Below are 21,071 nucleotides of genomic sequence, written 5' to 3'. Positions count from 1 at the left end.
TATGTTTAAAAATAAAACACTATTAATCACAGGAGGTACAGGATCTTTCGGGAATGCAGTATTAAACCGATTTTTACATACAGATCACTTTAAAGAAATTAGAATCTTTAGTCGTGACGAAAAAAAGCAAGACGATATGCGTACTGCTTTACAAAACGATAAACTTAAATTTTATATAGGAGACGTACGTAATTACGATAGTATAGAACGTGCCATGCGTGGTGTAGATTACGTGTTTCATGCAGCAGCTTTAAAACAAGTACCATCCTGCGAGTTTTTTCCTATTGAAGCCACACGTACTAATGTATTTGGAACACAAAATGTAATTGATGCAGCAGATGTAAATAATGTGGCTAAAGTAATTTGTCTAAGTACAGATAAAGCTGCTTATCCAATTAATGCAATGGGTATTTCTAAAGCACTAATGGAAAAGGTTGCTGTAGCAGCATCGCGTAATTTAAAATCAACCACAGTGTGTTTGACTAGATATGGTAATGTAATGGCGTCTCGTGGATCTGTTATTCCTTTGTTTTTAAATCAAATTAAACAAAACCAACCCATTACTATTACAGATCCAAATATGACGCGTTTTTTAATGTCATTAGAAGAAGCTGTAGAGTTAGTTTTGTTTGCGTTTGAAAACGGTAACGCAGGAGATTTGTTTGTTAATAAAGCACCTGCAGCAACTATTGGTGACTTAGCAATTGCTATTAAACAATTATGTAAGTCAGATAATGAGATTAAAATTATCGGCACACGTCATGGCGAAAAATTATATGAAACCCTTTGTACGCGTGAAGAGATGATTAAAGCAGAGGATATGGGTAGCTTTTATCGTATACCAGCAGATAATCGTGATTTAAATTATGCACAATATTATTCTGAAGGTGAGGCTGCTATTGCTACCATTGAAGATTATAACTCGCATAATACTAACCGTCTAGATGTAGCAGGTGTAAAAGCATTAATACAACAGTTACCAGAAGTAAAAGAGGCATTGTCTTAAAAATTATAAAGTATGATTAAAGTAGGTATTACAGGTCAAAATGGATTTATTGGGCAACATCTTTACAATACCATAGGTTTACATCCAGAGGATTTTGAGATTGTAAATTTTGAGAAACAGTATTTTTTACAAGATGATTTATTGGATACATTTGTAAGTCAATGCGATGTAATAGTGCATCTTGCTGCCTTAAATCGTCATAACGACCCATTAGTTATATACCAAACTAATGTAAATTTGGTGGAATTATTAATTGCAGCATTGCAACGTACCAATAGTAAGCCACAGATAATAATGTCGTCGTCGTCCCAAGAAAATAACGACAATCATTATGGGCAATCCAAAAAAGAAGGACGTCTCTTGTTTTCTAATTGGGCAAAAGCTAATAACGCAGTCTTTACAGGTATGATTATCCCAAATGTATTTGGTCCATTTGGTAATCCGTTTTATAATTCTGTGATTGCAACATTTTCGCATCAAATAGCCAATAACCAAACACCCAAAATAGAGGTGGATGGACATTTAAAATTAATATATGTAGGCCAATTGGTTACAGAGATAATAAACTGTATTAAAGAAGCCAGAAATTTGCAAGAATACAACGTTAAGCATACAGCAGAAGCTAAAGTATCTGAGGTGTTAGCATTGTTAGTTAATTTTAAAGACACGTATCAGGATAAAGGTGAAATTCCGATTTTGGATACAACCTTTAAAATTAATTTGTTTAATACCTTCCGCTGTTATATGGATATTGAAACACATTTTCCAGTGCAATATACGCAGCATACAGATCCACGAGGTTCTTTTGTAGAGGTTATTAGATTGGGTATTGGTGGACAAGTGTCGTTTTCTACAACAGTACCAAATATAACAAGAGGTAATCATTTTCATACTAGAAAAATTGAACGTTTTTCAGTAATAAAAGGAAAAGCTTTAATACAACTAAGACGTATTGGTACAGATAAAGTTTTAGAGTTTTATTTAGATGGTAATAACCCAGCATATGTAGATATGCCAATATGGTACACACATAATATTAAAAATATAGGAGAGGAAGTACTTTATACCAATTTTTGGATCAACGAACCATATAATGCAGATGATGCAGACACTTATTTTGTCGAAGTATAATAAATCGAAACACTGATTATAAAATGAAAAAATTAAAAGTTTTAACCGTTGTAGGTACAAGACCAGAAATTATTAGATTGTCTCAAGTGCTTTTAAAGCTTGATGCAACTGAAAGTGTAGAACATATATTAGTGCATACAGGTCAAAATTATGACTATGAACTAAATGAGGTGTTTTTTAAAGATTTAGGTTTAAGAAAACCTGATTATTTTTTAAATGCAGCTGGTGGAAGTGCTATAAATACCGCTGGACAAATTTTAATTAATATAGAGCCTGTATTAGAAACTGTAAATCCTGATGCTTTTTTAGTGCTAGGAGATACCAATTCTTGTTTATGTGCTATAGCTGCTAAAAAACGAAAAATTCCAATTTTCCATATGGAAGCCGGAAACCGCTGTTTTGATCAACGTGTTCCAGAAGAAACTAACAGGAAAATTGTAGACCATGTTAGTGATATAAACCTAACATATAGCGACATTGCTAGAGAGTATTTATTACGTGAAGGCTTGCCTGCTGATAGAATTATAAAAACAGGGTCTCCAATTTACGAAGTAATACAAGCATATAATGCACAAATTGATAATGCCAATGTGTTATCACGTTTAGAATTAAAAGCGGAACAATATTTTTTAGTATCTGCACACAGAGAAGAAAATATAAATTCTAAAAATTTTTTCAAATTAGTAACGACTTTAAACTTAATAGCCGAAACCTATAAGTTGCCCATAATTGTATCCACACACCCTAGAACAAGAAATAAAATAGAGGAAACAGGTGCGACGTTTCATTCATTAATTCAGTTAATGAAGCCATTAGGGTTTCATGATTATAATCACCTTCAAAAAAAGGCTAAAGCAGTGTTGTCTGATAGTGGTACTATTTCTGAGGAATCATCGATAATGAATTTTCCAGCTTTAAATATTAGAGAAGCGCATGAAAGACCAGAAGCTATGGAAGAAGCGTCAGTAATGATGGTAGGTTTAAATCCAGAACGTATCATGCAAGCTTTAAAAATTTTAGAGACACAAGGTCGTAATGAAAATAGAACTTTACAACAGGTAAGTGATTATTCTATGCCAAATGTTAGTGATAAAGTGGTACGCATTATTTTAAGTTATACGGATTACATAAATCGTACAGTTTGGCACAAAGAGTCTTAATATATACCAATCATTTTTACCCAGAAAACTTTAAGGTTAATGAGGTATCGGAAATGCTGTCAAACGATGGATTAGAAGTTACGGTTATAACAGGACTTCCTAATTATCCTGATGGTAAAATTGCTAAAGGTTATGGTTATTTTAAAAACACAACAGACGTAGTTAAGGGAGTTAAAGTTAAAAGGTTGTGGTTGATACCAAGAGGGTCTGGTTCTAAATTAAGATTGGTGATTAATTACTTGTCGTATTTTGCATCTTGTATTATCTATACATTGTACATAGGTCTGTTTAAAAAAAAATACGACGTTATTTTTGTTCATCATACAAGCCCTATTTTAATAGCTATTTCTCCAATTATTTATAAGTGGTTGCGTAAACCTAAAATGATCCTTTGGGATTTAGACATGTGGCCTGATACTTTAGTTGCGTTAGATATTATAAAATCTAAAAAGGTTATTCTTTTTTTAGAAACTCTAGTAAAATGGATTTATAAACAATACGATAAAGTCCTAATAGGGTCTAATAGTTTTGCATCCAAAGCAAAAGAGAGAGTAGCAGATTATAAAATAGATTATTTTCCTAATTGGGCAGAAGATGTTTTTACGCAAAAAAATCAAGTTCAGCCAAATAATAATCCGCAATTTCCAGTAGGTTTTAGTGTCATGTATGCTGGTAATATTGGAGAAGCGCAAGATTTTGGAAACGTTTTTAATGCAATGAAAATTCTTAAAAATGAAGCTATTAATTGGTTAATTGTAGGTGATGGTAGATGGTTAAAACAGCTAAAAGAAAAAGTGTCGCAGTCAGGATTATCAGACAAAGTGACGTATTATGGTAATAATCCACTGCAAACTATGCCTTATTTTTTTTCTAAAGCAGATGTGATGTTTTTCTCATTACAGGATAAAGAGATATTTTCTAAAACGGTTCCTGCTAAGTTACAAGCTTATATGGCTTCAGCTAAGCCAATTGTTGGTATGATTTCTGGTGAAGGTAACCAAATAATCAAAGAAGCTAATTGTGGGTTATCTGTTAATAGTGGCGATTATATAGGTTTTGCAGATGCTATATTAGAGATGAAAACTAATAAGCAATTATTGCTGCAATATGGTCAAAATGGAGAGGCTTATTATAATAAAAATTATTCTAAACCATCAAGGAAAAAACAACTTTCATCTATAATTAAAGGCTGAACCCTAAGAAAGATATAGTGTAAATGGAAATAGATTTAGGCACGAAAAAACATCAACTTATAAATGGTGCTGTACATAAAGATCATCGTGGAACGGTAGCTTATGTCAACGATTTTAATATGTCACCAATAAAACGCATGTATACCATCACGCATACATCCACAACGGTTGTGCGTGCTTGGCAAGCGCATAAAATTGAGGCAAAATATTTTAAATGTAGTAAAGGACGTTTTGTAATTGCAATTGTGCCTATTAAAGATTGGAAGACACCAGACGTCAATAGTAAACCCGAAGTATTTATTTTACAAGCCAATAAAAATCAAGTGCTTTGTGTACCTAAAGGTCATGCTAATGGATTTAAAGCATTGGAAGCTAACTCAGAATTAATCGTGTTTTCAGACCAGGATTTAGAATCTGCTAAAAATGATCAGTATCGTTTTGATCAAGATTTATGGATGGATTGGTCTGTAAAATAATTTAATAGTAATGAGATGTCTTTATTTTAAACATCGCATTTTTAAAGCGTAGTTTAGTGTAATATTAAAACTAAAAACAACCCAAATACTAAAACCCAAACGAGTCAAAAAAGCAACCTTATAGCATAGGTATAGTAACGGTATAGCAAAGGTATAGATAGTGTATGGATAGTGTATTAAAATTATAGGCTAAAAAAGGTGAAAAAACAGCCATTTTAAACACTTAAAAAACATGGTTTTAATCCACATAAAAGTGGTAGTTTATAATTTTGTGCTATTTTTGACACGTTAAACAAAATAACCAATACAAAACGTCACGCATTTTATAGTTCAGACGTAAAAATAAACAGCTACCTAACCAGTAGTGGTACAAATAATAATCGCTAATAGTAATCATAAGTATGCAACCCAAATGTAATCAGCATCTCGTTAAAATCATCACAGTCGCAGTTATGGCTATATCATTAAGCAGCTGTGTGAGTAATAAAGAAATTTTATACTTTCAGGATGCTAACCAATACAACCAAACTAACGTACAGTATCAAGAAAACACCATTCAGCCTAACGATATATTAGCAGTAACCATAAGTGCTGCCATACCTGAAGCAGCCATTCCGTATAATAAAAACGTAAATGCCAATGCTGTTAATAATAGTGTAGATATTTTAAAACTGCAAGGGTATTTAGTCAATCCAGAAGGGTTTATAGCATTACCAGTGTTAGGCAAAATTAAAGCCACACAACTTACCAACTCGCAATTAGAAAGCCAAATTGTGGCACAATTAGAAAATGGTGGTCACTTAATTAATCCTATTGTAACCGTTAGATTGCTTAATGCAAAAGTGACTGTTTTAGGTGAAGTCCAACGTCCTGGAACCTTTAGTTTTACAGAGCAGTACATTAGTGTACCACAAGCGTTAGGCTATGCAGGAGATTTAACTATTAACGGAAAGCGTAACGATATTTTGTTAATCAGAGAGGTGGACGCAACACGTAAAATCACACACATAGATTTAACCACTACCAATTGGATGGACAATCCAGAATACCGACTAAAACCTAACGACGTGTTAGTGGTACAACCCAATCGTGCTAAAGTAAAAACAGCAGGTTACGTAGGTAATGTAACAACCATAGTAGCAATTGCATCGGTAACCCTAAGTGCCATAATTTTATTGACTAGATAAGCAGACTATGGATAATTACCTAGAACAACAAGACGCACAGGACCAGCAAATAGATTTAAAAGGGATTGCTAATAAGTACTTAGCCTATTGGTATTGGATCGCTTTAAGCGGAATAATCGCCTTAATTATAGCCTTTTTATATTTACGTTACACACCAGATAGCTACAAAACTGCTGCAAAAATTAAGGTCTTAACTGAAAAAGAATCTACTGCCTTAAACCTAGATTTAGATAAATTATTAGGTAAAGGAAACGTTAACCTAGAAAACGAACGTGCAGTATTGCAATCGTTTAGATTAAACCGACAAGTCGTTAATCAATTAAACTTACAGGTACAATACTTTCAGTCTGGTCGTGTTAATAAATCTGAAGTCTTTAACGCACCTTTTAAAGTGGTGTTTGAACCGGAATTAGCAAAACCAGATGCCGAATTACAGTTTCAAATAACACTTCAGGATAAAGGCTACCAATTAGTAAACTTAGAATCCGAAGCCACCTTACAAGTCCCAAACTTTTATTTTGAAAAACCAACGCAAGACTTTCCGTTTACCATTCAGCCAGCAAATGCACAAAGTTTAGTGGCTAATGATAACCCAGTCTATGAGGTTAAAATTAGTAGTCAAACACAAGCGACTCAAAACTTATTACAAGCCATAAAAATTGCACCTGATGGTAAGGACAGTGATATTTTAATATTAAGTCTAGAAGATCCAAGCAAGCAAAAAGCACAACAGGTCTTAAATACTTTAATTGAAGTCTATACACAAGATGGAATTACAGACAGACAGGAAGTGTCTAAACGTACCATTGCGTTTATTGACGAAAGGTTTACGTATCTAACAACCGAGTTGGACTCGATTGAAGTCGCAAAAGGTAGCTACAAGCAAAACAATAACTTAAGTATTTTTGAAGCTGATGCAGCGTCTATGATTCAGAAAAAATCGATTAAAGACGAACAACTGTTTGAAGCCGAAACCCAATTGCTATTAGCAGATGTGTTAGACAAAAGCATAGCTAGTAACCAAGACATAAAATTATTACCTGCTAATATTGGGTTGAATAGTGGTGCAGTAAATACCTTGGTTAGCGATTATAATGCTGCAGTGTTAGAATATAACAAATGGAAAGCCACAGCTGGAGACAATAACCCAAGGGTTAAGATTTTAAAAGCGTCTATTACAGATTTAAATAATAACATACAACGCTCATTATCTGGTTATAAAACGCAATTGCAACAGTCCTTATCGCAAAATAAACGTGCGCAAGGCTTAGCACAACAGTCGTTTAAAACCTTACCAAGCAAAGAAAAAATATTACGTAGTATAGAGCGCCAACAAATCCTAAAAGAAAACCTATACTTACTATTATTACAAAAACGCGAAGAGGCAGCAATTACTATGGCTGTCACTGCAGCGAATGTAAAAGTGATAGATTACGCGATTACTAACTCGATTCCTGTAGCGCCAAAACGTAAAATAGTATTGTTAGCTGCCTTATTATTAGGATTGGGTTTACCAATCGGTATCTTGTATTTAAAGTTTTTAACCAATACTAAAATTTACACTAGTAAAGATGTTGAAAATATTAACCCAAAGACTGCAATTGTTGGTGAGATTCCGGTAATTCCTAATGCTAAACAAGCCATAAAATTAACCTCAGGAAACACACAAACTGAGGAAGCGTTTAGAACTTTAATCCATAACCTAAACTTTACGTTGCATAACAAACAGACCAATCAAGGTCAAGTCATTGCAGTAACGTCTTCGGTTAAAGGCGAAGGAAAAACAACAGTGGCATTTAATATTGCGCAAACCTATTTTCATTTAAAAAAGAAAGTCTTATTAGTTGGTGCAGATTTACGTAATCCGCAATTACACACCTTAATTGGAAGCTCTAAAGACAAAGCTGGATTATCTAATTATTTAAGTAATCAAACTAGTAATTGGCAAGACATTTTAATACATATGGATGCTAATAGTAATCAATTTGATTTATTACTATCAGGTCCAATTCCGCCAATGCCAACGGTTTTATTATCAAGTGCACGTTTCCAAGCATTTTTAAACGAAGCAAAAGCACATTACGATTATATTATTGTAGATACAGCACCAACCTTATTAGTAGCAGATACGCTAACGTTTATGGATGGTATTGATTATACAGCTTATGTCGTTAGATCTGGTGTGACAGAAAAACCATTAATTGAATATTCTAAAAAATTAGTGGACCAGAAAAAGATTAAAAACATGGGTTATATTATTAACGATATTGACTTTAAAGGATCGTATGGTTATGGTTATAATTATGGCTATGGTTATGGTTATCATGCCGAAACGGTTAAGAAAAAGTGGTATCAGTTTAAAAAATAAAACAATAATAACGCCTTAAAAAGGTTTGTAAAGTCACTCCCTAAACTATTAATAGCGCAATATAGTAACTAAGTTAAAATAGTAACTTGATGAATATAAAATCGCTATTACTACACATTGCTGTAGTTAGTACATTAGTCATGTACAAAGCTGTAGCACAAGACAAACCACACGTAAAGCTAGCTTTGGGTGTCAACATTATTAATAACTATCCATACAGCAGGTTACCTTGGGCAATAGATAAGTTAGACTTTGCAACGCCTTTTAATTTAGGCGTAGACTATCAGTTGGATACTAATTGGAGTGTTGGTGTTAATGTGTCCACAAATACGCTAAAAACACCCAAATCCAATGCGAGTTTGTTTGCAGTACAAGCAGATGTTAATTATTATATTATCCCAAATACAGCACGAGATTACAAGGAGTTATACGTGTTTTTAGCAGCAGGAAAATACACGTACGCTAATACAGACGCGCTTATTGTAGGTCCAGGTTTAGGCATTAGTTATTGGATGTTTCCTAAAATGGCTATTAATATCTCTGGACGTGCTAACGTTGCAGTTAAAAATAACAGTCCAGAAGTAGGTAGCTATTACCAATGTAATATTGGTGTCATCTGGCGATTTACAGATGGGTTTTAAGTGAAATAAATAAGCCTAAATATAACCACAGTATAAACCGAAGCATAATTCAAAACCTACAAGACAGCATAAGCCCATGGTATAATATAAAATAAAAAAAGCACGTCTTAACGACGTGCTTTTTTTTATATCTATACATTGCATGCTAATCAGTCAAATAATATAATAAGTAAGAAAAGCTTAAGCTATGTTATACACTATCTACTATAATCTATTTAAAAGCATTCAATCCAGTAACATCTAAACCAGTAATTAATAAATGGATATCATGTGTACCTTCATAAGTAACAACACTTTCAAGATTCATCATATGTCTCATAATGCTGTACTCTCCACTAATTCCCATACCACCTAACATTTGTCTAGCGTCTCTAGCAATTTTTAGTGCCATATCTACATTATTACGTTTCGCCATAGATATTTGTGCTGAGGTTGCAGTACCATTTTCGCGCATAACACCTAATCGCCAAGCTAATAATTGGGCTTTGGTAATTTCGGTAATCATTTCAGCAAGCTTCTTTTGTTGTAATTGGAATTGTCCAATTGGCTTACCAAACTGCATACGTTCTTTGCTATATCTTAAAGCAGTATCGTAGCAATCCATTGCTGCTCCAATTGCTCCCCAAGCAATACCAAAACGTGCCGAATCTAAGCAACCTAATGGTGCACCTAATCCAGATTTGTTTGGTAGTAAGTTTTCTTTTGGTACTTTAACGTTGTCAAAAATAAGCTCGCCTGTTGCTGACGCACGAAGGGACCATTTGTTGTGTGTTTCAGGTGTTGTAAAGCCTTCCATACCACGTTCTACAATTAAACCGTGAATACGTCCTTCTTCATTTTTAGCCCAAACAACAGCAACGTTACAAAATGGCGAATTTGAAATCCACATTTTTGCACCATTTAAAAGGTAATGGTCTCCCATGTCTTTAAAGTTGGTAACCATGCCTCCAGGATTACTTCCATGGTCAGGCTCAGTTAAACCAAAACTTCCAATCCATTCACCACTAGCTAATTTTGGTAAGTATTTTTGGCGTTGTGCCTCGTTACCATATTTCCAGATAGGATACATTACTAACGACGATTGTACTGAGGCAGTACTACGTACACCAGAATCACCACGTTCTATCTCTTGCATAATTAAACCATAAGCAATTTGGTCTAAACCTGCACCACCATATTCCACAGGAATATAAGGTCCAAAAGCACCAATATCTGCTAATCCTTTAACAATTTGCTTCGGGAATTCTGCTTTTTGAGCATACTCTTCAATAATAGGAGAGACGTCACGCTTAACCCATTCACGAGCAGCATCACGTACTAATTTATGTTCTTCAGTTAAAAGTTCGTCAAGATTATAGTAATCTGGCGCTTCAAATAAATCTGGTTTCATTTAAGTCTGTATTAAAAATAAACTATTCGTGTAGCTTATTGTTTCAATCACAAAAATAACGAAATCGTTTTCAGAACACAATATTATATCAAAAATTAAGGCAAATTTTTAAGAATTCTTTTATTTACTAGGATATAATAACATATTTAGCATTTTAGCACAAATCCTTAGAGTAACAAATCAAACCTAATAGTAAAAACAAAGCCACGCAAACCACGTCATCCCGAAACAATAAAATCTATAAAAAAGCAACTAAAACTTCTAGCAAAATCAATGTCTCCCTGAGCGCAGTCGAAGGGTCTCTTACAGACCACCAAACACAATAGCATAAAAAAAACCTCTTACCAAGTCCTCCTTAACTAGTTTTAGGATCCAATCCCACTTAAAAAAGTAAACAGCATCCAAAAGCAATGCAATCCACTACATTTTAAGGTAAAACTCTTTAGTTAACGTAATATAATCATCAGTATATTGATGCCTTGAGGTTTCAATAATCAAAGTCTCAGTTTTAATGTCGCTTTCGCGGAAAGAAAACACTAGCAAGCTTCTTTTAACCTCAGAAGTAGGCGTTCCTTTAACATGTAAGATGTTATTAGGAAACAAATTAACTTTAGACGCTAGGTCTATAAAATGAGCTTCTTCTTTAAAGGGAATAACAACCGTAAAAATACCAGTTTCAGACAATAGTTGAGCAGTACAAGCAACTAAATGATCAAAAGGTAAGGCATCTGTAAAACGTGCTAAGTCACGTTGCGTGTTGTCAGATTTGTAATCCTCAGCATAAAATGGAGGATTGGATATAATCAAGTCGTATTTGTCCTCAATTTCTTCTGTAAACTCAGCTAAATCGGCATGATAACAAAATAAGCGATCAGCCCAAACCGAAGTTTCAAAATTATCAACACATTGTTCATACGCTTGTTCGTCAATTTCTAAAGCATCAATTACTTGTGCGTTGCTACGTTGTGCAAGCATTAAAGCTAAAATACCTGTGCCTGCACCAATATCCAAAATAGCAAATGGGTTGGTGTCTAAAGGTGACCAAGCACCAAGTAAAACGCTATCAGTACCAATTTTCATGGCACATTGGTCTTGTTGTACAGTAAATTGTTTAAATTTAAAAGGCTTGCTCATATGGCGTTATCCTAAATGTATTGAGGATCTCTTTAGTTTTGATGTGATGCTTAAATAAATTCAGTGCAAAAAAATTAATCTTCTAAATATAAGTCAATCAAGCCTTCTGGAGTATCTACAAAAATAGTTTTGTTTGGTTTATCCACTTTAGAAATAAACTCATCATTCATTGGGATTAAAATCTCAATACCATCTCTGTCAATTTCAAATAGGGATTGTGCTGTACTGTCATTAACCGCTTTTATAATACCAACAGTTCCAAAGTTTTTGTCTTCAACTTTAAAACCTATTATTTCATGAAAATAAAATTTATCATCTTCTAATTCTGGTAAAACGCTTAGTGGTAAGTATATGTTGCTTTTAATTAAACTATCAGCATCAGCTTCGGTATCGACATCTTCAAATTTTACACGAAGTAATTCAGATTTATGTAATTGAGAGCTTTCAACAAAAAACGGAACCAATGAACCACGTAAATCTATTAACATAGAATCTAAGTTTTCATAAAGTCCAGGCTCATCAGTATCTAGTTTTATAAGGAGCTCGCCTTTAAAACTATATTTTTTAACAATTTTACCTAAAAAGAAACAGTCTTTAATATCCATAACAAAAGTTTTTTGCATAAAAAACTCCGATAAAAATTATCGGAGTTTAAAAGTATAAAAATTAATTTTTATTCTTCTTCTTCGTTAGATGCTTTTGCATCTTCAGCAGGAGCTTCTTCTACAACTGGAGCGTTAGCTGCAATTCTAGCTTCATTAGCTGCTTTTTCCGCTTCAAAAGCTTTAGTTTTAGCATCAGCTTGCGCTTTTGATAAACCGTCTTTTTTAGCTTCTACTTTACTTGCTTTTTCATCTAACCAAGCTGTAAACTTTGCTTCAGCTTGCTCTTCTGTTAAAGCACCTTTTCTAACACCACCTGCTAAATGGTTTTTAAGCATAACACCTTTGTAAGACAAAATTGCTTTTGCTGTGTCAGTTGGTTGTGCACCATTCTGTAACCATTGTACAGCTCCATCAACGTTTATTTCGATAGTTGCTGGGTTTGTGTTTGGATTGTAAGCACCTAATTTTTCTAGGTATTTACCATCTCTTTTTGCTCTAGCATCTGCTGCTACGATCCAGTAATAAGGTTTTCCTTTTTTACCGTGTCTTTGTAATCTAATTTTTACTGGCATAAATAATTAATTTGTAAGGTACGCGACCTCTATTATTAATAAGCTGCAAAGATACTATATTTTTTTAATTTTCAACTTTTTAAAGTAAATCTGTCAAATAAAATAAATTATTCTATTTTTGGTCTTGTATAAAAGTAACGATAATGAAAAAAATAACAATTTTATTAGTTGTATTATTAACCTTGACATCTTGTAGTGAGGATCTAGTCTTTAATAATCCTGCATTTATAGGATATAATGATGGCGAGTTATGGGAAGCAACAACCTATAGAGCTAATGTTGATGGCTCAGGAAATTTAACAATTACTGGTATTAGAGGTTTAGAGACTATAATACTTAAAACAAATGATACTGCCGAGACTTTGTACCTTTTAGGAAATACAACATCATCTGCAACTTATGAAAATGAGTTTGGTGATTTTTATTCAACTAATAACGTGCCTGACCCAGATTTACAAGTGTATCCTGCAGATGGTAAAATAAATATTTCTGATTTTAATATTATTGAAAGAACCGTTTCGGGAACGTTTACTTTTAACGTATTTGATAGTTCTGGTACACAAACAGAAAATTTTAATAAAGGGTATTTTTATAATGTGCCAATTTTAAGCATCGGAACCGTAGTATCGATAGATCCTTTAGTGGCTTGCCAAAATGCAACAGCAGTAGCTTTGACCACTCAAACTAATTACGAAGCAGTAGATATTATGTCTGCAGATTATCCGCAAGTATGTAACTTTTATAAAACTGCATTAGAGAATAAAAAGCAACAATGTGGTGATACAGATGGATCGATACAAGACTTAATAGATGATTTAGGAGATTGTACTAATTAATCACCTTTAAATTATAATATTTAAGCCAACGCATTAGCGTTGGCTTTTTTTTTGTTAAATACTCTTAAGGCTATCACAAACCCTGTTAAATCGCTTGACAACAGCTGTCATTTGTGCTATATTGTAATTGTAGATGTCAAACAATATGCATCTTTAAAAAAAATATTGAAATTTAAATGATCAAAGATATTATGAACTACAGCGAAAAAATTTCAAACAAGTTAAACGAATTATTAATTAAAAATTATGATGCCGAAAAAGGGTATTTAAATGCAATTGATAACGTAGATAACAATGAATTAAAAATGTTTTTTAAAAGACGTGCCTCAGAGCGTAGCGCGTTTGCAAAAGAACTAAGAACCGAAATCTTGCAATATGGACAAATTCCTGAAGATTCTGGAAGTTTTAAAGGAACCATGCACAGAAATTGGATGAGCTTAAAATCAACCTTTACTTCAAATAATGAAGAAGCAATCTTAGAAGAAGCAATTAAAGGTGAGGAAGCAAGTCTTGAGGAATATGACAAATTGTTAAAAGAAAATAATTTGCCACCAACCATAGATAGCTTAATTGCTAAGCATAGAAACGCAATCCAAGCAGCAATTAATACCGAAAAAGTGCATGAAGAGCTAGTCTCATAAATGCATAATTATATAATAAAAAAAGCCAGCATTTACATGTTGGCTTTTTTTTTGTTTACAACTGTTTGCTAATTCGCTTTAAAGAATTATAAATTCTACGTACTTTTATAGGCTCGTATTTTTCAGCACAAACTTCAAAGAAATCACAACATGTACTTAATATTTGATACCGAAACCACAGGATTACCTAAGCGTTGGGATGCACCAATTACAGATACAGATAATTGGCCTAGATGTATTCAAATTGCTTGGCAATTACATGATGAGATGGGTAACTGTATCGAGCATCAGGATTATTTAGTACAACCAGAAGGTTTTAATATACCTTATGATGCTGAAAAAATCCATGGTATATCTACAGAATTAGCTCAACAACAAGGGATTCCGTTATCTGAAGTTTTAGAAAAATTTAATGTTGCGCTTAGTAAAACCAAGTATGTAGTCGGTCAAAATGTAAAGTTTGATTTAAATATTATGGGAGCGGAATTTGTTCGCGAAAGCGTAGAAAACCCATTGCAAGAACTTCCGGTTTTAGATACTTGTACAGAGCAGACTGCAGAGTTATGCGAGATTCCAGGTGGACGTTATGGTAAATTTAAGTTGCCAACTTTAACAGAGTTGCATCAGTTTTTATTTGATCAGCCTTTTGCAGAAGCGCACAACGCAACAGCAGATGTGGAAGCGACAACACGTTGCTTTTTAGAGTTAATAAGATTAAAAAAATATACAAAAGAGCAATTAGACGTTCAGCCAGAGTATTTTGAGCATTTTAATAAGGCTAATCCGCAAACCATACAGCTTATTGGATTAAAGCATATTAACCTTAAAAAGGAAAGTGCTAAAATCCAAGAGCAATTACAAAAGCAGAATACAAACGAGATTTCTTCTGCCGAAATTAAAGAAAACATCAAAGATCTGCAATCTGTAGATTTTGTTCATTTACATAATCACTCGCAATTTTCAGTTTTACAATCTACTATTAGTATTACTGATTTGGTTGATTTGGCAGCAGAGCAAGATATGCCTGCAGTAGCACTTACAGACCATGCAAACATGATGGGAGCCTTCCATTTTGTAAAGGCTATTAATGGTCATAACAGAGCAGTAAAAGCTAAAAATGCAGAAGCAGAAGCGAGAGGAGAAACACCTAAAGCCAAAGAAATAAAAGGGATTTTAGGATGCGAGTTTTTTGTTTGCGAAGACCATACAGATAAAACTAGAAAGGATAATGGGTATCAAATTGTCCTAATTGCTAAAAATAAAAACGGATACCACAATTTAGCTAAACTGTCATCGCATGCGTTTGTTGATGGTTTTTACTATTTACCACGTATTGACAAAAAATTAATCGAGCAGTATCGCGAAGACTTAATTTGCTTGACAGGAAACCTATATGGTGAGGTGCCAAGTAAGGTTTTAAATGTTGGAGAAAGTCAAGCGGAAGAAGCGTTGCTTTGGTGGAAAGACTTATTTCAAGACGATTTGTACATAGAGCTTATGCGTCATGATCAAGAGGACGAAAATCGTGTAAACCCAACGTTAATCAAGTTTGCTAATCAACACAATATTAAGCTTGTTGCAACTAATAATACCTATTACGGAAAACAAAGCGATGCTAATGCACACGATATTTTATTGTGTGTTAAAGATGGCGAAAAACAATCAACACCAATAGGTAGAGGTCGTGGTTACCGATACGGTTTACCAAATCAAGAATATTATTTTAAGTCTTCAGAAGAAATGAAGGCATTATTTAGAGATATTCCTGAAGCAATTACAAATATCCAAGAAGTTGTAGATAAAATTGAAGGATTTGAGCTTGCTAGAGACGTATTATTGCCAGCGTTTGATATTCCAGACGAGTTTAAACATGTCGATGATGAGGTAGATGGAGGAAAACGAGGAGAAAATGCTTTTTTAAGGCATTTAACCTATGTTGGAGCTAAAAAACGTTATGGAGAAGAGCTGTCCGATGAGGTTATTGAACGATTAGATTTTGAACTTTCAGTAATTGAAAATACTGGATATCCTGGATATTTCTTAATTGTAGAAGATTTTATACGCGAAGCCCGAAAAATGGATGTTTCGGTTGGTCCAGGACGTGGTAGTGCTGCAGGATCTGTTGTAGCTTACTGTTTATGGATTACAAATATTGACCCTTTATTGTATAACTTACTTTTTGAGCGTTTTCTAAATCCGGATCGTGTAAGTATGCCAGATATTGATATCGATTTTGATGATGAAGGTCGTAGTCGTGTCATGGATTATGTAATAGATAAATATGGAAGTAATCAAGTAGCACAAATTATTACCTATGGTACTATGGCTGCTAAAAGTAGTATCAGAGATACAGCACGTGTATTAGATTTACCGCTTTTTGATGCAGATAGGATCGCGAAGTTAATTCCGACCATGTCTAAATTAAAAAAGATTTTTGGTTTAAATGAAAAGGAACTAGGCCAAAAGTTTAGAGCTGAAGATCTGGAAAAAATTAACGAGCTTTTTAATATTTCGGAAGGTGATAATTTAGAAGCCGAAACAATAAACCTTGCTAGAAGTTTAGAAGGCTCTGTAAGAAATACAGGTATTCATGCCTGTGGTGTAATTATTACACCAGATGACATTACTAAGTTTGTACCTGTATCTACAGCAAAAGATTCAGACTTATATGTAACCCAATTTGATAACTCTGTAGTAGAGGATGCAGGATTACTTAAGATGGATTTCTTGGGTTTAAAAACGTTAACCTTAATTAAGGATACTGTAAAAATTGTGAAGGCTAAACATGGTATAGTTTTAGATCCTGACACTTTTCCTTTGGATGATGTTAAAACCTATGAACTCTTCCAGCGTGGAGAGACAGTTGGTGTTTTTCAATATGAATCTCCTGGAATGCAAAAACACTTAAAGGATCTTAAACCTACCGTTTTTGACGATTTAATTGCAATGAATGCACTGTACAGACCTGGTCCAATGGAATACATACCAAGTTTTGTACGCAGAAAACATGGTGATGAGGATATTGAGTATGACTTACCAGCAATGGAGGAGTACTTAAAAGAAACCTACGGAATTACAGTATACCAAGAGCAAGTGATGCTTTTATCACAAAAGTTGGCAGACTTTACAAAAGGTGAAGCCGATGTCTTGCGTAAAGCAATGGGTAAAAAACAAATTGCGGTTTTGGATAAAATGAAACCAAAATTTGTTGAGCAAGCTAGTGCAAAGGGACACGACCCTAAAAAGTTAGAAAAAATTTGGAAGGACTGGGAAGCATTTGCAAGTTACGCCTTTAACAAATCCCACTCGACGTGTTATGCTTGGATTGCATACCAAACAGCATATTTAAAAGCGCATTATCCAGCAGAATATATGGCTGCTGTACTGTCTAATAATATGAATGATATTAAGCAGGTAACCTTTTTTATGGACGAGTGTAAGCGTATGAAGTTACCAGTACTTGGTCCTGATGTTAATGAGTCTTATTATAAATTTTCAGTAAATAAAGACAATGCTGTGCGATTTGGTATGGGAGCCATCAAAGGGGTTGGTCATGGTGCAGTAATGACTATTGTTAATAATAGAAATGAAGATGGACCATATACGTCAATCTTTGATTTAGCTAAACGTATAGATTTACGTGCAGCTAATAAAAAAGCTTTTGAAAACTTAGCGCTTGCAGGTGGATTTGATGAGTTGGGAGACACACATCGTGCACAATACTTTTTTAAAGATGGTAGCGAGTTGACCTTTTTGGAAAAAGCAATTAAATATGGTGCTAAGCATCAGGAAAACGAAAATTCGGCACAAGTTAGTTTGTTTGGAGGTGAGAGCGATGTGCAAATTGAAGAACCTATTATTCCAGAGTGCGAAACTTGGGGAACAATGGAAAAATTGTCCAGAGAACGTGAGGTGGTTGGTGTCTATATTTCTGGGCATCCTTTGGATGATTTTAGAACAGAAATGAAATCGTTTTGTAATGGTAAAATTTCTGATTTTCATGATCTTAATCCGCATGTTAACAAAGAAATTACCTTTGGAGGAGTAGTAACAGATGTACAACATCGTGTTAGTAAACAAGGTAAAGGTTGGGCATTATTTACTATTGAAGATTATACAGACACCTTTGAGTTTAGGGTATTTGGAGAAGAGTATTTAAAACATCGTCCCTTTTTGTTACAAAACACATTTGTTCATGTTAAAGCATTTGTTAGAGAAGGATGGGTTAATAGAGATACTGGTAAAAAAAGTGAACCTAGATTACAATTTAATAGTTTTCAATTGCTGCACGATGTTATGGAAAAAAACGTCCGTAAAATATCAATTCAGCTAAATATTAAAGAGTTGGAAGCAGAGAAAATTCAGTATTTAAAAGAGTTAATCTCCATGCATCCAGGTAATCATGCACTAAACTTTTTAGTCTATGACAATAGAGATAAAATTAAGCTAACCATGATAAGTAGAAAACAAAAAATTAAAGTGACTAATGAGTTGTTAAATGAGTTACAAGAGCAACAGATTCATTATTTAATTAATCAATAAAAAAACTTTTGTAAATTGTAAAGGTTAAAACCTTAATTTAGTAAAAGTCTAGATAGGATTAAATTGTAATTCATTCTAGCATAAGCCAAACCAATGCAGTAATAGTTAAAACAAATTGTTTGGTTGTAAGCTTTGGCAATATTTTTGACTAATATTGCATATTAACACGTAGTAAAACACAATTAAAACATAATATTATGGCATTAGAAATAACAGATGCAAACTTTGAAGAAACAGTATTAAAAAGCGATAAGCCTGTAGTAGTTGACTTTTGGGCAGCCTGGTGTGGACCATGTCGTATGGTTGGACCAATCATCGATGAATTAAGTACTGAGTATGAAGGTAAAGCCATCGTAGGAAAAGTAGACGTAGATGCAAATCAAGAATTTGCAGCAAAATATGGTGTACGTAACATCCCAACGGTTTTAGTATTTCAAAATGGTGAAGTAGTAGGACGTCAGGTAGGTGTAGCACCAAAAACAGCTTACGCTGAAGCATTAGACGCTTTATTATAAGTCAATGTTATTAAAGTATTGATAAAAGGTTTGCTGTAATGGCAAACCTTTTTTACTTTAGTTGAAACTATAATAAATGTCTAAATAAATTAAAGGCTTTATTTGTATAGTGATATTAAACTTTAAGATTTAAACGATCAAAATTATAAAAAATGAGTAAAACAATAAAAGTACAAGATGCTATTGATGCTAAGCTTTTAGAAGAGCGTAAAGTGTTTCTTTGGGGAATGGTAGATGATAAATCAGCAAAGCATGTTATAGATAGATTGCTGTATTTAGATAGCTTAGATACAAAAGATATTACATTATACATTAATAGTCCAGGTGGTTATGTAACCTCAGGATTTGCAATGTACGATTGCATAAAAAGTTTAAAAAGTGACGTCTCTACAGTATGTACAGGACTAGCAGCATCAATGGGTTCAATATTACTATCTGTTGGAGCAAAAGGAAAACGTTTTATTCAACCACATGCAAGAGTCATGATACATCAACCAAGTGGTGGTGCACGTGGTCAAGCAAGTGATATTGAAATTACAGCTCAAGAAATTGTTAAAACAAAAGAGCTAAGTGCTCATATTTTAGCAGACAACTGTGGTCAAACATATGATAAAGTAATGAAAGATTTTAATCGTGACCATTGGATGGGAGCAGATGAGTCTGTTGCTTATGGTATTGTTGATGGTATAGCTGAGTAATGAAACTACAAGACGAACTTAATAAAGCAGGTGGATTTAAAAACCTCGAACATTTGGCAAAACAAGTGGTCGAGGGTTTTATATCTGGAATGCATAAAAGTCCGTTTCATGGTTTTTCTGCAGAGTTTGCAGAGCACAAAATTTATAATCAAGGTGAAAGTACACGTCATATAGATTGGAAGCTATTTGCTAAAACAGATAAACTGTATACCAAACGGTATGATGACGAAACTAATTTACGTTGTCATATTATTTTGGATAATAGTAGTTCTATGCATTATCCAAAAATGGACAACTACGCTTTAGGAACTTTAAATAAGATTGCTTTTTCTGCGTTAGCCTCAGCAGCTTTGATGCATATCTTAAAAAAACAGCGAGACGCTGTAGGACTAAGCATATATAGTGATGCATACGATTTTTACGCACCAGAAAAAGGTAGCGAGCGTCATCATCAAATGCTAATCCATCAATTGGAAGAAGCTGTTAAAGCAGACCCTAGGACTAGACAAACAGATACCTATGTGTATTTGCATCAAATAGCAGAGAAGATACACAGACGCTCTTTAATATTTGTGTTTACAGACATGTTTCAGGCTTCAACAAATCAAGAGAAGTTATTTGAAGCTTTAAGACATCTAAAACATAATAAGCATGAGGTGGTTTTGTTTCATGTGCATGATAAAAATAAGGAAGTTGCTTTTGATTTTAATAATAAGCCCAAAAAGTTTATTGATATAGAAACTGGAGACTACGTCAATTTATATGCAGACCAAGTCAAGGATAATTATAAAAACGAAGTTTTAAATTATTTTAATGATTTAAAAATGAAATGTCTGCAATACAAGATTAAATACGTTAATGCTGATGTAAATCAGGCGTTTGACAAAATTTTGACTACGTATATGATCGAGCGCGAAAAATTTATTTAAAAAAAATAAAAAAAAAGTGAAAAAAAGTTTGCGACATTGATGAAGAA

Annotated in this window: 18 protein-coding genes; 14 read left to right on the top strand and 4 right to left on the bottom strand. The window is 33.7% G+C overall.

The genetic code is table 11. The features are described 5' to 3' along the window. Position 1: 1 nt before the first annotated feature. From JM82_RS11760 to JM82_RS11725, 8 genes are all read left to right on the top strand, one after another. Positions 2 to 1,006, top strand: coding sequence for a polysaccharide biosynthesis protein (locus JM82_RS11760; protein WP_145004057.1), 1,005 nt, complete (start codon positions 2 to 4; stop codon positions 1,004 to 1,006). Positions 1,007 to 1,018: 12 nt separating this feature from the next. Continuing rightward, a complete protein-coding gene (locus tag JM82_RS11755) occupies positions 1,019 to 2,137 on the top strand; it encodes an NAD-dependent epimerase/dehydratase family protein (protein WP_145004054.1) in 1,119 nt (372 codons plus the stop codon). A 23-nt stretch (positions 2,138 to 2,160) separates the two neighbouring features. Further along, positions 2,161 to 3,297, top strand: coding sequence for a non-hydrolyzing UDP-N-acetylglucosamine 2-epimerase (wecB, locus tag JM82_RS11750; RefSeq protein WP_145004051.1), 1,137 nt, complete (start codon positions 2,161 to 2,163; stop codon positions 3,295 to 3,297). After that, a complete protein-coding gene (locus tag JM82_RS11745) occupies positions 3,279 to 4,490 on the top strand; it encodes a glycosyltransferase family 4 protein (RefSeq protein WP_145004047.1) in 1,212 nt (403 codons plus the stop codon). The genes wecB and JM82_RS11745 overlap by 19 nt, the downstream gene beginning before the upstream one ends. A 23-nt stretch (positions 4,491 to 4,513) precedes the next feature. Then, a complete protein-coding gene (locus JM82_RS11740; RefSeq protein WP_145004044.1) occupies positions 4,514 to 4,966 on the top strand; it encodes a dTDP-4-dehydrorhamnose 3,5-epimerase family protein in 453 nt (150 codons plus the stop codon). A gap of 476 nt (positions 4,967 to 5,442) precedes the next feature. After that, the gene (locus JM82_RS11735; protein ID WP_261375370.1) at positions 5,443 to 6,153 is read left to right on the top strand and encodes a polysaccharide biosynthesis/export family protein; all 711 of its coding nucleotides are present in this window, start codon (positions 5,443 to 5,445) and stop codon (positions 6,151 to 6,153) included. A 7-nt stretch (positions 6,154 to 6,160) separates the two neighbouring features. Further along, positions 6,161 to 8,521: a polysaccharide biosynthesis tyrosine autokinase gene (locus JM82_RS11730; RefSeq protein ID WP_145004039.1), complete on the top strand. Its 2,361-nt coding sequence runs from the start codon at positions 6,161 to 6,163 to the stop codon at positions 8,519 to 8,521. An 89-nt stretch (positions 8,522 to 8,610) separates the two neighbouring features. After that, entirely contained in the window at positions 8,611 to 9,162 is a 552-nt protein-coding gene (locus JM82_RS11725) for a DUF3575 domain-containing protein (RefSeq protein ID WP_145004035.1), read from the top strand. A 211-nt stretch (positions 9,163 to 9,373) separates the two neighbouring features. Here JM82_RS11725 and JM82_RS11720 read toward each other — a convergent pair whose 3' ends face one another. From JM82_RS11720 to JM82_RS11705, 4 genes are all read right to left on the bottom strand, one after another. Further along, on the bottom strand, positions 9,374 to 10,552 hold the full coding sequence (locus tag JM82_RS11720; protein ID WP_145004032.1) for an acyl-CoA dehydrogenase family protein: 1,179 nt from the start codon (positions 10,550 to 10,552) through the stop codon (positions 9,374 to 9,376). A 420-nt stretch (positions 10,553 to 10,972) separates the two neighbouring features. Continuing rightward, positions 10,973 to 11,686, bottom strand: coding sequence for a tRNA1(Val) (adenine(37)-N6)-methyltransferase (locus JM82_RS11715; protein ID WP_145004029.1), 714 nt, complete (start codon positions 11,684 to 11,686; stop codon positions 10,973 to 10,975). A 74-nt stretch (positions 11,687 to 11,760) separates the two neighbouring features. Continuing rightward, a complete protein-coding gene (rimM, locus tag JM82_RS11710; protein ID WP_145004026.1) occupies positions 11,761 to 12,291 on the bottom strand; it encodes a ribosome maturation factor RimM in 531 nt (176 codons plus the stop codon). A gap of 68 nt (positions 12,292 to 12,359) precedes the next feature. Next, complete coding sequence (locus tag JM82_RS11705) at positions 12,360 to 12,863, bottom strand: 30S ribosomal protein S16 (protein WP_145004023.1); 504 nt, start codon at positions 12,861 to 12,863, stop codon at positions 12,360 to 12,362. Between the two features lie 143 nt (positions 12,864 to 13,006). On the opposite strand from JM82_RS11705, the gene JM82_RS11700 reads away from it, so the two are divergent. From JM82_RS11700 to JM82_RS11675, 6 genes are all read left to right on the top strand, one after another. Continuing rightward, positions 13,007 to 13,699 (top strand): DUF6252 family protein, encoded by a 693-nt coding sequence (locus JM82_RS11700; RefSeq protein WP_145004020.1) that lies wholly within the window; start codon positions 13,007 to 13,009, stop codon positions 13,697 to 13,699. 191 nt (positions 13,700 to 13,890) lie between these two features. Continuing rightward, positions 13,891 to 14,340, top strand: coding sequence for a ferritin-like domain-containing protein (locus tag JM82_RS11695; protein ID WP_145006768.1), 450 nt, complete (start codon positions 13,891 to 13,893; stop codon positions 14,338 to 14,340). A 150-nt stretch (positions 14,341 to 14,490) separates the two neighbouring features. Next, on the top strand, positions 14,491 to 18,882 hold the full coding sequence (gene dnaE, locus JM82_RS11690; protein WP_145004017.1) for a DNA polymerase III subunit alpha: 4,392 nt from the start codon (positions 14,491 to 14,493) through the stop codon (positions 18,880 to 18,882). 158 nt (positions 18,883 to 19,040) lie between these two features. Further along, the gene (gene trxA / locus JM82_RS11685; protein WP_261375478.1) at positions 19,041 to 19,397 is read left to right on the top strand and encodes a thioredoxin; all 357 of its coding nucleotides are present in this window, start codon (positions 19,041 to 19,043) and stop codon (positions 19,395 to 19,397) included. 152 nt (positions 19,398 to 19,549) lie between these two features. Continuing rightward, on the top strand, positions 19,550 to 20,095 hold the full coding sequence (locus JM82_RS11680) for a ClpP family protease (RefSeq protein ID WP_145004010.1): 546 nt from the start codon (positions 19,550 to 19,552) through the stop codon (positions 20,093 to 20,095). Then, positions 20,095 to 21,024 carry a DUF58 domain-containing protein gene (locus tag JM82_RS11675; protein ID WP_145004007.1) on the top strand — a complete coding sequence of 310 codons (930 nt, stop codon included), beginning with the start codon at positions 20,095 to 20,097 and terminating at the stop codon, positions 21,022 to 21,024. The genes JM82_RS11680 and JM82_RS11675 overlap by 1 nt, the downstream gene beginning before the upstream one ends. Positions 21,025 to 21,071: the final 47 nt, after the last annotated feature.

It is taken from the genome of Olleya sp. Hel_I_94 (assembly GCF_007827365.1).
Lineage (GTDB): Bacteria > Bacteroidota > Bacteroidia > Flavobacteriales > Flavobacteriaceae > Olleya.
This window is presented reverse-complemented; position numbering and strand designations above follow the sequence as displayed.